The sequence below is a fragment of the Pseudomonas sp. NFACC46-3 genome (assembly GCF_900114515.1).
GTDB lineage: Bacteria > Pseudomonadota > Gammaproteobacteria > Pseudomonadales > Pseudomonadaceae > Aquipseudomonas > Aquipseudomonas fluorescens_Q.
Genome location: NZ_FOTH01000001.1, coordinates 283,936 through 297,840 on the forward strand (window position 1 = coordinate 283,936; position 13,905 = coordinate 297,840).

The 13,905-nt window shown below is 62.2% G+C and carries 13 protein-coding genes; 1 reads left to right on the top strand and 12 read right to left on the bottom strand.

Annotation, left to right across the window (positions count from 1 at the left end; translation table 11 throughout):
• Window positions 1-46 precede the first annotated feature (46 nt).
• From BM300_RS01155 to BM300_RS01205, 11 genes are all read right to left on the bottom strand, one after another.
• Window positions 47-715, bottom strand: coding sequence for a GntR family transcriptional regulator (locus BM300_RS01155; RefSeq protein ID WP_072339094.1), 669 nt, complete (start codon window positions 713-715; stop codon window positions 47-49).
• 283 nt (window positions 716-998) lie between these two features.
• A complete protein-coding gene (locus BM300_RS01160) occupies window positions 999-1,940 on the bottom strand; it encodes a helix-turn-helix domain-containing protein (RefSeq protein WP_072339096.1) in 942 nt (313 codons plus the stop codon).
• Window positions 1,941-2,126: 186 nt separating this feature from the next.
• The gene (locus tag BM300_RS01165) at window positions 2,127-2,891 is read right to left on the bottom strand and encodes a 2-keto-4-pentenoate hydratase (RefSeq protein ID WP_092461727.1); all 765 of its coding nucleotides are present in this window, start codon (window positions 2,889-2,891) and stop codon (window positions 2,127-2,129) included.
• Window positions 2,888-4,495, bottom strand: a complete 1,608-nt coding sequence (locus BM300_RS01170) for a bifunctional 3-(3-hydroxy-phenyl)propionate/3-hydroxycinnamic acid hydroxylase (RefSeq protein ID WP_092461729.1) — start codon at window positions 4,493-4,495, stop codon at window positions 2,888-2,890. The genes BM300_RS01165 and BM300_RS01170 overlap by 4 nt, the downstream gene beginning before the upstream one ends.
• A gap of 2 nt (window positions 4,496-4,497) precedes the next feature.
• Window positions 4,498-5,361, bottom strand: coding sequence for an alpha/beta fold hydrolase (locus tag BM300_RS01175; RefSeq protein WP_092461731.1), 864 nt, complete (start codon window positions 5,359-5,361; stop codon window positions 4,498-4,500).
• 26 nt (window positions 5,362-5,387) lie between these two features.
• Window positions 5,388-5,990 carry an amino acid synthesis family protein gene (locus tag BM300_RS01180; RefSeq protein ID WP_092461733.1) on the bottom strand — a complete coding sequence of 201 codons (603 nt, stop codon included), beginning with the start codon at window positions 5,988-5,990 and terminating at the stop codon, window positions 5,388-5,390.
• A 14-nt stretch (window positions 5,991-6,004) separates the two neighbouring features.
• Complete coding sequence (locus BM300_RS01185) at window positions 6,005-6,454, bottom strand: VOC family protein (protein ID WP_058546791.1); 450 nt, start codon at window positions 6,452-6,454, stop codon at window positions 6,005-6,007.
• An 11-nt stretch (window positions 6,455-6,465) separates the two neighbouring features.
• On the bottom strand, window positions 6,466-7,506 hold the full coding sequence (locus BM300_RS01190; RefSeq protein WP_092344709.1) for a VPS10 domain-containing protein: 1,041 nt from the start codon (window positions 7,504-7,506) through the stop codon (window positions 6,466-6,468).
• Between the two features lie 12 nt (window positions 7,507-7,518).
• The gene (locus BM300_RS01195; protein ID WP_092344707.1) at window positions 7,519-8,313 is read right to left on the bottom strand and encodes an SDR family NAD(P)-dependent oxidoreductase; all 795 of its coding nucleotides are present in this window, start codon (window positions 8,311-8,313) and stop codon (window positions 7,519-7,521) included.
• A gap of 26 nt (window positions 8,314-8,339) precedes the next feature.
• Window positions 8,340-9,830, bottom strand: a complete 1,491-nt coding sequence (locus tag BM300_RS01200; protein WP_092344705.1) for an aldehyde dehydrogenase family protein — start codon at window positions 9,828-9,830, stop codon at window positions 8,340-8,342.
• A 10-nt stretch (window positions 9,831-9,840) separates the two neighbouring features.
• Window positions 9,841-11,382: an acetolactate synthase large subunit gene (locus BM300_RS01205; RefSeq protein WP_092461735.1), complete on the bottom strand. Its 1,542-nt coding sequence runs from the start codon at window positions 11,380-11,382 to the stop codon at window positions 9,841-9,843.
• A 274-nt stretch (window positions 11,383-11,656) separates the two neighbouring features.
• Here BM300_RS01205 and BM300_RS01210 point away from each other — a divergent pair, with 274 nt between their 5' ends.
• A complete protein-coding gene (locus BM300_RS01210) occupies window positions 11,657-12,409 on the top strand; it encodes an IclR family transcriptional regulator (protein WP_072339114.1) in 753 nt (250 codons plus the stop codon).
• A 155-nt stretch (window positions 12,410-12,564) separates the two neighbouring features.
• Here the strand turns inward: BM300_RS01210 and BM300_RS01215 are convergent, their stop codons facing one another.
• Window positions 12,565-13,890: an alginate export family protein gene (locus tag BM300_RS01215; RefSeq protein ID WP_092461737.1), complete on the bottom strand. Its 1,326-nt coding sequence runs from the start codon at window positions 13,888-13,890 to the stop codon at window positions 12,565-12,567.
• Window positions 13,891-13,905 lie beyond the last annotated feature (15 nt).

The window sequence follows — 13,905 nt, forward strand, 5'->3', positions numbered from 1 at the left end:
CAGTACTCAAAGTCAGAACACGGGCAGGTCTAATCTCCTGCTCTCGTTATTTTTTCGATTGCAGGAACTCGATCAATTCAGGAACGGTGCCTTCGATGTGCGCACGCACCACCGCCTCGGCCTTCCCGGCATCGCCCGCACGCAGGGCGTCGAGGATCAGCATGTGCTCCTGGCGCGCACTCAGGGGCTTTTCCACATGCTGCAACCACAGGCGCATGGGCGCTTCGATCAAGGAATACAGCGCGCTGATCTGCTTGAGCAATCGCGGACGACCGCTGAGGCTGCACAGGTATTCATGGAACGCGCGATGGCGGCTGACCCACTCGGCGCTTTCCTCGCGGTAATCGTCCATCTCGTCCAGCAGTCGCTCCAAGGCAGCCAACTGGCGCTCGCCAATTCTGGCTGTCGCGACACGGACTGCCAGGCCTTCCAGGGCGCTGCGCATCTCGAAGACTTCGTGCAACTCGTCGATGTCCAGGCCGCTGACAATCGCCCCGCGATTGGGCCGCAGAGTCACCAGGCCCTGGGCATCCAGACGACGAAAGGCTTCGCGCACCGGCATCCGGCTCATGCCGATCTCGTTGGCAATGTCCTCGGCAATCAGCCGGTCGCCTTTGCGTAACCGGCCGCCACAAATGGCATCGAGCAGGAAGTTGTAGGCCTCCTCCTCGGCGGTCATCGGTGGGCGTTCAGCGTAAGTCGGGGCAAATTGCATGGCAGCACCTTCTGCATTTTTGTATCCAATTATCCATGGATTCAAAAAAGCAGAATGCGTGCCAAGCTCTCCCATGATCATGCAAGCGTTTGATTTTAAAGAGTTTTTAGAGGAAAACGACTGCCTGCCCGAAGCCTTGGATCGCACACGTGTGCTACCAAATAGCTCAGCGACTGCCTGTTATGGGTGCATGAGGGCGCTTCGGTAACACCGCAATGCCAGTTACCTAAGGATTTGTAAGATTAATTGTGGCGAGGGGATTTCACTGCGCATTTGGAGCTCATCAGGCAGGTGCCCTGGGTGTATCCGAGGGTGACTCGCCAAACAACGCCCGGTAATGGGCTGCAAAATGACTCAGGTGGAAAAACCCCATCGCCACGGCGATTTCACTGACGTTGAGTGCCGCCGCACGGGTCGTGATCAAACGCCGGCGCACGGCATTGAGCCGCAGGTTGCGCAGGTACTCCACCGGGCGCATCCCGGTGACCGCCTGGAAACTGTTCTGCAGGGTCCTGCGGCTTACCCGCAATTGCTCGCACAAATCGAGGATGCTCAAGGGCACCTCTGCGCTGGCGACGACCAGCTCCTGGCAACGCTTGACCAGATAGGCACTGACGGCAAAATTGCCGCGCCGGCCACGCACCTCGTCCGAAGCGTGACTGAACAGGTCGAGAAAGGCGTTGAGCAGGACGTCTTCGAGGATTTTTTCCGAAGCCGGATTGACCGCGTCCGCCTGTTCCAAAAGGTGACGGAACAGTGGGTGGATCCTTTGCTGCACGCGGCGCAGCACCGCCTCATCCACGCTGACCTGGGACACGCTTTTCAAACGCTTGAGCTGTTCGCTCGACAGTTCGTAGGCCGCCAGCTTGGCGAACCGCACCGTGTCGACATTGGCCGCAAAGAAGTGCATGCCTTCCGGAGCGTGCAAGACGAAGTCCTCGCCATCGCGCAACAGCACGACGCTGTGGGCGCCCACCTGGTGCCCCTGGACCACCGGCGCACCGCCCAGCGACATGGCGATGCACAAGCGCCCTTTTGGCGCGCAACCGTGCTGCACCACGCGTTTATCCAGCACCTCCTGGAAAATCTGGAAACGTTCGGCGCACACCTGGCGCAGCTCGCTGGAAAGGCAGCCACGCCCGAGTTGGTCATAGACCTGTTGCCAGCCCAGGATCGAACCGGCGTGTTGCTGAGGATCATTGAAGGTACGGACTTCGGCGAACATGATCATTGGTCCTCGGTGGCGCTGCGTTTATTGCCTGGTACGGTTGTTCAAGGACATCTGAACCCCGTGGCGAGGGAGCTTGCTCCCGCTTGAGTGCGAAGCGCTCACAAAAATGGGTCTGCTGCGCAGCCCAGCGGGAGCAAGCTCCCTCGCCACGGGGTTCAGATGTCCTTGAGTGAGCGGTGCTTACTGCCGGAAAACCAAAGCCAGTTCCATGCCAAGCATGTACAACCGGTACTCGCCAGCCTTGATGTCCAGAGGAGCTAATAAAGATCCGGACAACACCACCTGGCCCGCTTCAACGCACTGCCCGTCGGCCAGCAAGCGCCGCACCAGCCAGCACAGGTTGGTCTGGGGCGTGTCCTCGCGCGCCTGGGCATTGCCCTCGCCACAAGGCACCCCATCGCACGCCAGGCGATAATCCACGTGGGCCAATTGCTCGGGATGGAACTTGACCCGCGAACCCAGGCAATACAGCGCCGCGGCGGCATTGTCGGCAAGAAACCCGCCGACGCCGAAACGCCAACCCTGCCAGCGACTATCGGCAATTTCGAAGGCTGGCGCGACCTCGGACACGGCAGCGAGGATGTCCTCGTCGCTGTAGAAACCGGGCACCAGCGTACGTCCCAGGACAAACGCCAGCTCGATTTCCAACTTCGGCTGGATCAGCCGCGCAAGCGACACCCCACGGCCGGGTTCCACGACCATGGCATCGGTCAGCGCACCCAATACCGGTTCATCAATACCGAAACGGTCCTGGGCGGCGCGACCGGCGAAGGCCACTTTCCATCCGGTCAACCGCTCACCAGCGGCCTGGCGCCGACGCAGCGCCTCGCGTTGCAAGGTGTAGCCGGTCGGCAGGTCGACGGCCTCTGGTTCCAACGAAGGCAAGGCGTGCACGGCCTGCGCGGCATCGTGAAGCCGAACCAACAGATGATCTTCGCGGCTCATGAGAGTTGCTCCGCCAGTTTGCGCAAGACGCCTTCGAGCCGCTCGGGTGTGGTAATCGCGGCAACGAACCGATCCGGCCGCACCACCACGACGCAGTCACGCACCTTGGCAAACCATTCGCCCAAGCGGTTATCGACGTCTTCGACGCAAATGGCGCCGCTGGCGGACAAGGGTTGGTTACGCCCCACGCCACTGCGCGAGCGATTGATCTGGATGAAACGCATCTCCCAGCGCGCCCACCAGGCGGCGGTTTGCTCGCTGAGCTGTTCACTCGGATTGACCCGATACCCCAACACCGCATAGGAATGCCCCAGCACATCGTCCAGGCGCCGGCGCTGCCCCTGGGCGTCCTCGACAGACGGCTGGATGAACAATTGCCCGACCAGATCATCCTCATGCAGCTCGGCACGCTCGTGATGAACCAGGCCTTTGGTGATGGTCGCCTTGGGTTTGAACTTGAATTCCAGCAAGTGCGAGCGCAGGTTGTCGACGCTGTTGACGGCCTGGAACAACCAGTCCCGCACACCGGCCATCAACGGGTTGGTCAGCCCCAGCACTGCCCCCATGTTGTCGGCCAACGCGATGAGGTCGGTCGCATGCCCACGGCGCTCCTGATCGTAACTGGCAAGAATCGCCGGCGATGCCCGACCTTGGAGAATCGCGGCAAGCTTCCAGGTGACGTTGGCGACATCACGCAGGCCCGAATTGAGCCCCTGCCCGGCCCAGGGCGGGGAAATATGCGCCGCATCGCCCACCAATGCCACACGCCCCTGGACAAAGCGCGCCGCGACCCGGGAGTTATGGGTGTAGGCGCGGATCCGGATGATTTCCAATTGATCGACTGCATCGCCGATATGCCCACGGATCAAGTCCCGGATCGTCGCCTCTTCGCACATCTGGGTCTCGTCTTCGCCCTCCAGGAGCATGAACTCCCAGCGTCGTTGCTGATACGGCAGGTAGATGCAGACGAAGGGTCGCTGGGGGTCGGCATGCAACGCCGTATAGGGTGCATCCAGACTGTCGTTGGCCGTGTCGATCACCACCCATTTGCGCGGATGGGTCAGTCCCAGCAGTTCGATGCCAAGTTTCTTGCGCACGCTGGAACGTCCGCCATCGGCACCGATCACGTACTGTGCCTGCAATTGATAGAGGTCGCCCTGGGCGTCACGCACCTGCAAGGTCACGCCCTCGGCATCCTGCTCCAGATCGAGCATTTCATGGCCCTGGCGCAGCTCGACACTGGCGTGCTTGCCCAATTGCTCGCGCAATGTGGTTTCCAGCAACTGTTGCATGAAGATGTTGCGCATCGGCCAGCCATAGTGAGCCGTGCTCGGCTTGACCTCGGCAAAACAGACGCCTCGCGCATTGTAGTAACGCAAGGGCACGTTGCAGATCATGTCGCGCGCGGCCAACTCGGCGATGCCGATGCCCTGCAACACCCGCAGCGCTTCGTCATCCATGCCCACCGCGCGCGGATACGGCAGGACGCCGTCAGCCAATTCAAGGACGATGCAGTCGATGCCGTACAGCCCCATGTAATGAGCGGCCGTGATCCCGTTGGGGCCGCCGCCCACGATGACAACCTGGGTTTTCTCCTGCTTCATCGCTATTCACCGCTTTGTTGTTGTGGTTGTAGGCATTGGTCATACAAATAGTCCATGACGACAAGGTTGAACATTTCGCTCTGGTCATCATGGACGTAATGGCTGGCGTCGGCGATCTCCTCTGTGCGTACCCACCCATTGGCCTGCTTGATCGACTCAAGGGTCGCCAAGGGCAGGAAATCGGAACGGGCGCCACGAATGAACAGCGTCGGGCAATCCAGCGCCCGTACCGCCGGCCACAGGTCGGTCGGGGTAATACTCAGGCGCGCCTGGGCAATACCTTGCTGGTCGTGACGCCATTCGATTCCAGCCAGGGTTTCCTTCATGGAATACATCAACCTGGAAGCCAGCCCCGCCTGAGAGAGGCCAGGTCGCGCTTGCAGCCAGAACTGGGCGGCGCTCTCCCAGTCAGGAAACAACAACGGTGTCTGGCTCATCTCGCGCCGAATCCGCTCGGCGCCGTCACCGCTGACCGAAGAACCCGGGCCAATGTCCTCGATCACCAACGCTTGCAGTCGTCCCGGATTCAGCCGCGCATACTCCAGTGCATTGGTGCCACCAAGGGAATGCCCCACCAGGACGAAACGCTGCAGCCCCAAATGCGCCACCAGATCTTCAAGATCGTTGACATAGGCCTCGGTCCGGTAACTGGCGGCATCCGCCCAGTCACTGTAGCCACGACCGCGCTGGTCAAGGGCATAGCAGCAGTACCCCTCGCCCAATGCATTGGCCAGGCCATCCCAGGTCTGGGCATAGGATCGCAGGCCGTGCAGCAGCACCACCGCGATGCCCGACGGGTTGCCCCAGGACAGATAATGCAGGCGCAGCCCTGATCGATTGGTGAAGAACTGGCTGTTTGCAGACATTCGTTGGCTTCCCACGTCAGCGCACCTCAATACAGGCCGTCATTGCCCTTGACGTCAGCGGCCTGGAGGCCACCCAGGCGTGCATGCAAACGCCCGCGCGTGGCGAAGGCCCAGATGATGATCAACTCGTCGGCCGACGGACCATCGCCGAACGTCAGGGAAATGCTGTCGTAATGGGAGCGGACATACAGCGCGTCCTTGTGGGCCAGAGGCACGTCGATGGTCACGCCAGGCCCGCCACGCTTGCCGGTGGAAGGCACCCAGGACTTGCCGCCGCCCAATGCGACGCGGATCGGATCCGCCGCCGGGTTGGTCAGCAATGCATTGCCGTGCTCGTACTCGCCCTGGCTGCCCACCAGGCACGCCTTGCCGTAGCTGACGATCTTGTGCTGGCCCGCCAGTACCCGGATGCGCCGACCAAACTCCTGGCCCAGCAAGGGTGACGGTTCGATCAACTCGGCCAGGCTTTCACTGAAACGGCCGGCATACGGGTTGGCGATCACCGCACCAATGGCGTACTTGAACAGCGGCTCACCATCGGCCAACTGGCCCGTTTCGTTGGCCAGGGTTTCCTCGACGAAGGTGTACCATTTGCGGATGTGGTAACTGGCGAAATTCGCGGTTTTCATAAGAGCAGTCTCTTTCAAAGTGGGTCGAGATCGAAATGCCGGCTGGGGGCCCCAGCGGCCTTGAAGCGGGCCTTGCCGCGCTCGTCGTCATGTTCGGATTCGAGGAAGAATTCCAGGCGATTGCCGTCGGGGTCGTTGAAATACACGCCGTTGCCGATCTCGTGGTCGGTGATCTTCACCACCTCGACGCCCTTGTTCAGCAACATGCCGTAGAGCTTGCGCAGGGTGGTCATGTCGCCCGCAATCTCCAGCCCGTAGTGCTGCAGCCCCAGGCCGCCCTGGTGGGCCCCGGGTGCTGCGCGGAGCAACGCGATGTCGTGGTGCTTGGCACCGAAGGCCATCATGATCCAGCTTTCACCCCGGGCGCTTTCATGCATGCCCAGCACGTCGGCGTACCAACGCGCCGACACCTCAGGATCGCTCACGGATAGCGACAGGTGAGTACGAACGACTTCGACTTTCATCGCGCGATACCTCAGTTCTTCTTGATGATGGATTGATGCCCGGACTTGATTTGTGCCACGGCGGGTGTCCAGAGCACATCAGCGATTTCACTGAATTCACGCCACTGCTTCTGCCAGCCGTCACCGCCATTCTCGGAAGTGAACAGGTGCCCGTACTTGGTACCGGCGACAATCTGGCGAGGGTCGGCGGGGTTCAAGGCAATCGCCCAGACACAGGAGTTGGGCTGTTGTGGCAGCGGCAGCACCTCCCAACCGAGGGCGGCATCCCGGGACACCAGGACCTTGCTGGTCGTGCCTGGAGTGCCGTCGGAGATGCTCAGGTAGAGCGTGTCCTCGCTGCCCAACGGTGCATTCATGGCGCGTACGTAGTACAGGCCGAAGGCTTCCCGGGCGACGATACCGGTCCAGGTCTGCCCCTCGTCGAGGCTGCGGTAAACGGCGTTGACGCACACCACGACGATGACCTTTTGCCCATGGTTGGGCAGGACCACGATGTTGTGCACGTCCGAGTTGTAGTCCCACAGCAGGCGGTCATCGACGCGGGTCCAGCTCTCGCCACCGTCACGGCTGTGGAACAACCCGCCCTCTTCCAGGCCGAACCAGAGCTGGTTGCGGTCCGTCGGATCGTAGGCGAAGGCCAGCAAGCGTGGACGACTCACGCCATCGCAGAACTCCGGGATCTCCACGGGGGCACGATCCCAGTGCTGGCCACCGTCGAGGGTGCGCCACAGCACGGCGCGCGACGGTGCACCGGTGCCGACGAAAATGCGCTGTGCATCCTGTGGGTCCACGGCCACTTTCCAGACGGTCTGCCCATTGAACGGCGAATCCACCCGCTGCCAATGGCCGCCGGTATCGCGGCTGATGCACAGGCCGACGTCGGTACCGGCGTAGATCACCTCCGGGGTCCCCGGATGGAAACTCAGGGATCGGGTGATCGCGTCGAATTCCAGGTCCTGGCCAAGGCCCAGGCGATGCCAGGTACGGCCATCGTCGGCACTGCGGATCACCGCTTGCCCGACGGTGGCGACCAAAAGGGTTCCGTTACTCATCACTGCTGCTCCTCAAATGAAGATGCCACGGGTCAAGCCGCCGTCGATGCCAATGGATTCCCCGGTCACGGCACCTGCCTTGGGGGAAGCGAGGAAACCGATCAGCCAGCCCATTTCAATGGGCGCCAAGGTGCGCCGGATCGGCGTCGCATCGATGTAGCCCTGCTCCACCTGCTCGGGCGTCTTGCCCTGCTTGATCCCTTCGCGCTCGTAAAGCTCCTGGATGTGCGGGGTGTCCACGACGCCGGGGTGGATCAGATTGACCGTGATGCCGGCTGGGCCCAGTTGGTCGGAGAGTGTCTTGGTCATGTGGGCGATGGCCAGGTTACGCATGCCCGAGAGGACCTTGCTGCCACGCCCGGTCAGGCCACCGATATTGATAATGCGACCGAAGCCGCCGGCCTTCATGTGTGGGGTCACGGCCTTGGCGCAACGGAAATAGCCGATCACCTTGGTGTTGAGGTCCGAGAGCAATTCGTCGTCGCCGGCATGCTCGATATCGTTGCGCACCACACCGGACGGTGCCGCGGCGCCATTGACCAGGATGTCGATGCGCCCAAAGTGCTTGTGGGCAGCCTCGACCATGTCGGACACCGCCGACATCTGGTTGGTGTCACAGAACAGCGGCAGCACCTCGTTGCCGGTCTGCGCGGTGATTTCCTCGGCGGCTTGCTGGAGAAACTCCATCCGCCGTGCGCAGATCACCACCTTGCAACCTTCCTGGGACAGAAAGCGCGCGACTTCCTTGCCGATGCCCATGCCACCGCCAGTGACGATCGCCACGCGGCCTTGCAATTCCAGATCCATAGCAGTTCCTCTTGTGATTGTTCGGCTCAGGCGAGATCGACGAAGACACTCTTGGTTTCGGTGTAGGCATCGATCACGTTCTTACTCATTTCCCGGCCCCAGCCGGATTGCTTGTAGCCACCAAATGGCGAGGCCGGGTCGACGACGTTCCAGCAGTTGATCCACACAGAGCCGGCCTTCAACTGGGCGGCCACGCGATGGGCGGAACGCAAGTCACGGGTCCAGAGACCGGCGGCCAGGCCGTAGGGCGAGTCGTTGGCGCGCAGCACCAGTTCATCGATCTCGGTCCAGCTCATGACGGTCAGTACCGGGCCGAAGATTTCCTCCCGGGCGACACAGGCGCGCTCGGCGCGGTCGAGAAACACGCTGGGGCGGATGAAGTGGCCGCGCTCCAGGTGGGCCGGCCGATCACCGCCACAGATCAGCTCGGCGCCTTCTTCCTGGCCCCGTTGCAGGTAGCCACGCACCGTGCCCAATTGCCGGGCCGAGACCAGCGGGCCCATGCTGCTGGCCGGATCCAGGCCCGGCCCCAACACATGGGCGGCTGCGTGGCGCTGGAGTTCTTCAAGCACCTGATCGAGGACGCTGGCGTGCACGTACAGACGCGATCCGGCGGTGCAGACCTGGCCCTGGTTGTAGAAAATGCCATCGGCGGCGCCCTTGGCGGCACGGGTGATATCGGCGTCCGGCAGGATGATGTTGGGGGACTTGCCACCCAGCTCCAGGGAGACCTTTTTCATGTTGCCGGTGGCCGCCTGGGCGATCAGTCGCCCCACCTGGGTCGAACCGGTGAAGGCGATCTTGTCCACGTCCGGGTGCTGGGCCAGCGGAGCGCCGGTATGCGCACCGAGGCCGGTGAGCAGGTTGACCACCCCAGCCGGGAAACCGGCGGCCTCGATCAATTGCACCAGGCGAATCGCAACCAGAGGCGTCTGCTCGGCGGGCTTGAGCACCGCGACACACCCGGTCGCCAGCGCCGGGCCAAGCTTCCACACGCACATGGTCAGCGGGAAGTTCCACGGCACAATCAAGGCGCAGACGCCCACCGGCTCACGCAAGGTGTAGTTGAGCATCGGCGCGCCACTGGAAGGCGATACCGGCAGCGTGCTGCCTTCGATCTTGGTCGGCCAGCCAGCGAAATAACGAATGATATTGGCCGCACTGGCCGCTTCGCCCCGGGCCGCGCCGATCGGCTTGCCGTTTTCCAGGGTGATCAGTTGCGCCAGCTCTTCGCGATGCTGGTCGAGCAGTTCCGCCAGGCGAAACAGCAACAACCCGCGCTGGGCCGGTGAGTGCTGCGCCCAGGGCCCGGTGAAGGCCGCGCGGGCGGCAGCGACGGCGGCATCCACGTCACGTTCACCGCCTTCGGCGACTTCCGCCAGGGTGTGCTCAGTGGCCGGGTTTTCCACGGCAAACCGACGGCCGTTGGCGGCATCCTGCCAGGTGCCGCCGATAAACAGGCGCCCGGGCTGCGACAGGAACTTCTCGACCGCAGGTAACAATTGAATCGGGTTCATATCCGCTCCTTCACAGTGCCATTTCAATCAGGCAAGGACCGCCATCGGCCTTGGCGTTGGCCAGGGCGCGCTGCAACTCACCGTTGGTGTGCACGGTGCTGGCCGGCAAGCCGTAGCCCTTGGCCAAGGCCTTCCAATCGATGCGCGGACGGTCCAGCACCGTCAGGCTCAGGGCCTCGGGGCCCAGCTCGGCCATGCCGAAGCGCCGCAGCTCGTTCTGCAAAATGGCGTAGCGATGGTTGGCCGCGATCAGGATCACCACCGGCAGTTGCTCGCGGGCGATGCTCCACAAGGTCTGGATGGTGTACTGGGCACTGCCGTCCGATTGCAGGCAGAAGATGCGGTTGCCGCGCTCGGCCATGGCGGCGCCAAAGCCCACCGGGATGCCCTGGCCGATGGCCCCACCGGTGTTGGTCAAGACCCGATGCCGTGCGGCATGGGCCGACGCGGTGAAGAATGGATAGCCGCACGTCCCGCCTTCCACCGAAACGATGCAGTCGTCCGGCAGCGATGCAGCCAGCACCTGCCCCACGGACTGCGGGGTCAACGTGGCTTCGCCGGGCGGCAGTTCGATACCGATTGGCGTTGGCACATAAGCCGGCGCTTCAAGCGCATCGGCAAGTGCAGTGAGCGCGCCGGCAACATCGTCCCCTACTTGCGCCAGGCAGAGCAGGCGTTCACGTTCGGCCAGGCGAGAAGCGATGCCTTCGTAGCCGAAATAACTGATCGGGTCCGGCACGCCGGCGCACACCACCGCGTCGTACTGGTCAAGGATCTCAATGGCCACTTCGGGGAAGTACGGCAGGCGATCCAGGTCAGGCAAACCACCGCCGCGATAGCTCAGGCGCGGAAAGGTTTCGGCGAACAGGCGTACGCCCGGCAACTGAGCCAGGCGCCCCGCCGCTTCGAGTCCGGCGACGGACAAGCCTTGGTCGCCAACGATAAACACCAGGCGCTGGCCATCACGCAGGGCCTGGGCGACCGCCTCGATCCGGTCACCGGCAAAACGGCGAACCGGGGCCTGCAATGCCGTGAAGGCTTTCTCGTGCCGCACCGTGTTGGCTTGCAGGTCCATCGGAAGAATCAGGCTGGCGATCTGCCCGTTGGCTTGCCAAGCGGCACGCACTGCCTCTTGGAAATCTTCGCCAACACCCGATGCGGTGCGCGATGTGCGCACCCACCCGGAAACACTCCCGGCCAGCGCCTGGATATCACTGGCCAGTGGCGGATCGTAATTGACGTGCCATGACGCGTGATCGCCGATGACGTTGACGATCGGTGTGTTGGCGCGACGCGCGTTGTGCAGGTTGGCAATGCCATTGGCAAAGCCTGGCCCCAGGTGAGTCAGGGTCATCGCCGGCTTGCCGGCAATCCGGCCGTAGCCGTCCGCAGCACCGGTGCACACCCCTTCGAACAAGGACAACACCGGCTTGAGGGCTGGCGCACTGGCCATGGCTGCCACCAGGGGAATTTCAGTCGTTCCGGGATTGGCGAAGCAATATTCGATACCGCTCGCCACCGCCGCTTTCACTATCAGTTGCGCACCATTCATTTCCAGCCCTCTTGATCGAGCGTTTGCAGTGGCTGAGATTTATCACACAGAAAAACCCTTCACTCAAGTATTTTTACATACAAAAGCTCTTATTTTGAGATTTATGCAAAATAACAACGCGAATACCACCTTCAATATGTTTGTTTTTCTCAAGCACTGGCGTATCGTGGCGACGCCCTGTTCGCCGAACGAGCGGGCTTTTCATCATCGGCGCACCTACCTATAGTGCTCACCCAACGACCACCTACGCGCCATTCCCCCCTTTAGGAGCGAAATGAGCAGTCTGAGCAAAATGCTGAGTGTGCTGGACCTGTTCGGCCCGGAAACGCTGAAGATCGACCCCGACACCATTGCCGAACGCATGGGCCTGTCACGGGCGACTGTGTACCGCTACGTCAAGGATTTGTGTGATGCGGGCCTGCTGGTCAGGGTCGATGCCGGCAGCTACGGCCTGGGGCCACGCATCATCGAGCTCGACTGGATGATGCGCCAATACGACCCGATCCTCGTGGCGGGCCGCGAGTTGATGCACGAGCTGTCCGACGCCACTGGCCTGGCGGTATTCGCCAGCGTTTTTTACGACGGCCGCATCATCAACACCTACATCGCCGAACCCAGTGACACCTACCAGTTCGCATTCGGCCGCGGCCAACCACTGCCGTTTTTTCGCGGTGCGCAATCCAAGGTATTGATCGCCTTCCAGAAGGGTCGGCGCCTGCAACGCCTGTTCGAAGAACACCTGGCCAACGACCCCGACAGCGGCCATGACTGGGCAAGCTTTTCCAAAGCAGCGAAAAAGATCCGCAAGGATGGCTATTGCATGACCCACGATGAACTCAACCTGGGCCTCACCGGTATCGCGGCGCCGATCGTCAACCCCGAGCTCGACGAGGTGGTGGGCAGCCTTTCAGCCGTCGGCAGCACCGACAGCTTCAAACTGCTGCGCCAGGAAACCGTGATTGAAATGGTGATGGACACCACCCGGCGGATTGCCGAGCGGATGCAACATCCGCCTGCTGTCAGCTAGACAACAGGGACACTGCTCACTCAAGAAAAACGCTCCCCTTGTGGCGAGGGAGCTTGCTCCCGCTGGACTGCGCAGCAGGCCCAAAGAGAGGGGCCGCTGCGCGACCCAGCGGGAGCAAGCTCCCTCGCCACAGGGTTTATCGAACCACTCCTGCCTCAGAACGGCACGGCCACCGTCACCTGGCTGTACACGTTGGTGCCATTGCCCGCCACTTGATTGCCCCCGGTCGTTGCATCCCGATCCGGCTTGTAGAGGCCTATCAGCGGAGTGATGATCAGATGCTCGTTGACGGCCCACTCGGCATACAGATCCAGCTCACGGGCATCCAGGTTCAGGACGTTGTCTTTACGCACAGTGTTGTAATCGAAGTACAACGCACCGAGGGTCATGTTCTCCAGCGGCTTGGCTGTCAGGCCGACATGATGAATGCCCGTGTTGCTGTTGAAGGGCCCGGCATAATTGCCCGCGACTTCACCCTGGAACCACGTGCCATAACCCGTGCTCTGCCCGGTGAACAGCGAATCCCATTTCTGCGAATAGCGGGTGTAGCGGTACGTCAGCTTGGGTGCCCAGGCGAGATCGGCAAAGGTGTAGCCGACCTCGGCGTACCAGGCGTTCTGCGGGCCGGCGTCCTTGTCCTGCCAAGCGTATTCGAACGCCAGGCTGGCGTTCTCGATGCCCGCGTCGCCTTCACCACGGACGCTGTAGACGTCCATGCCCTTGCGTTGCTTCTGGAAATCGCTGGCCCACTGCTCGTTGACGTCGAGGCCATGTATCCAGGTCAGCCCCAACGTGCCCACCTTGGCGGTGTAATCGAGCGTGCCGGCGGCCAGTTCGGTTTCGGCCTGGGCACGGTTATCGGACTTGAGCCACACCACGCTGCCATGCAGCCCCTCCTGCCCGCCCAGACGTAATACGGCGGTTTGATCGAATGCATGCCGGGCAGCCAGGTAATAGGCGCCACCGCGATTCAAGCGACCATCGGCAGGCCCCTTGCCCAGGTTCGGCCCGTCATCGTTGATCAAGAATCCCCTGCCGAGCTTGACCACCTGGCGGCCGCCGGAGATATCGACACCGTCCTGCCCCAACACAGGGAACAGATCGGCGGAACGCCAACCCAGGTAAGCGTCTTCGATCTTCGTCGTGCGCTCGCTGCCCAGCGTATTGCCGGCCGCGTCGCCGTCGCCCCAGGTGGCGGAACTGACCAGGCTGAACGCCCCGTAGGCGATGCCATGGCCGGCCAGGCCCTGGTCGCCGCTGACGCCATACTTGATGAAGCCTTCGCGCCAGGTTGAACCACCAGGCCTGCCGTCGTAGTTCTTGCGGCTGTTGAAATGACCGAACACGGCCAGCATGTCGGCGTTGAGGTGAGTGTCGTCATCGGCATACAACTCATAGGCCTGGACCTGACTCGCAGCGCAGAGCGCCAGCGTACAGGCAAGGCCACTGCCGAAAAATCCCACACGCGATAGATTTCGCATGGCTGGAGCTCCTTG

Coding starts and splice junctions, on each gene's coding strand:
- BM300_RS01215 (WP_092461737.1), bottom strand. CDS start 13,890: ATGCGAAATCTATCGCGTGTGGGATTTTTCGGCAGTGGCCTTGCCTGT.
- BM300_RS01160 (WP_072339096.1), bottom strand. CDS start 1,940: ATGTTCGCCGAAGTCCGTACCTTCAATGATCCTCAGCAACACGCCGGT.
- BM300_RS01155 (WP_072339094.1), bottom strand. CDS start 715: ATGCAATTTGCCCCGACTTACGCTGAACGCCCACCGATGACCGCCGAG.
- BM300_RS01180 (WP_092461733.1), bottom strand. CDS start 5,990: ATGAAAACCGCGAATTTCGCCAGTTACCACATCCGCAAATGGTACACC.
- BM300_RS01175 (WP_092461731.1), bottom strand. CDS start 5,361: ATGTCTGCAAACAGCCAGTTCTTCACCAATCGATCAGGGCTGCGCCTG.
- BM300_RS01170 (WP_092461729.1), bottom strand. CDS start 4,495: ATGAAGCAGGAGAAAACCCAGGTTGTCATCGTGGGCGGCGGCCCCAAC.
- BM300_RS01185 (WP_058546791.1), bottom strand. CDS start 6,454: ATGAAAGTCGAAGTCGTTCGTACTCACCTGTCGCTATCCGTGAGCGAT.
- BM300_RS01205 (WP_092461735.1), bottom strand. CDS start 11,382: ATGAATGGTGCGCAACTGATAGTGAAAGCGGCGGTGGCGAGCGGTATC.
- BM300_RS01210 (WP_072339114.1), top strand. CDS start 11,657: ATGAGCAGTCTGAGCAAAATGCTGAGTGTGCTGGACCTGTTCGGCCCG.
- BM300_RS01195 (WP_092344707.1), bottom strand. CDS start 8,313: ATGGATCTGGAATTGCAAGGCCGCGTGGCGATCGTCACTGGCGGTGGC.
- BM300_RS01165 (WP_092461727.1), bottom strand. CDS start 2,891: ATGAGCCGCGAAGATCATCTGTTGGTTCGGCTTCACGATGCCGCGCAG.
- BM300_RS01200 (WP_092344705.1), bottom strand. CDS start 9,830: ATGAACCCGATTCAATTGTTACCTGCGGTCGAGAAGTTCCTGTCGCAG.
- BM300_RS01190 (WP_092344709.1), bottom strand. CDS start 7,506: ATGAGTAACGGAACCCTTTTGGTCGCCACCGTCGGGCAAGCGGTGATC.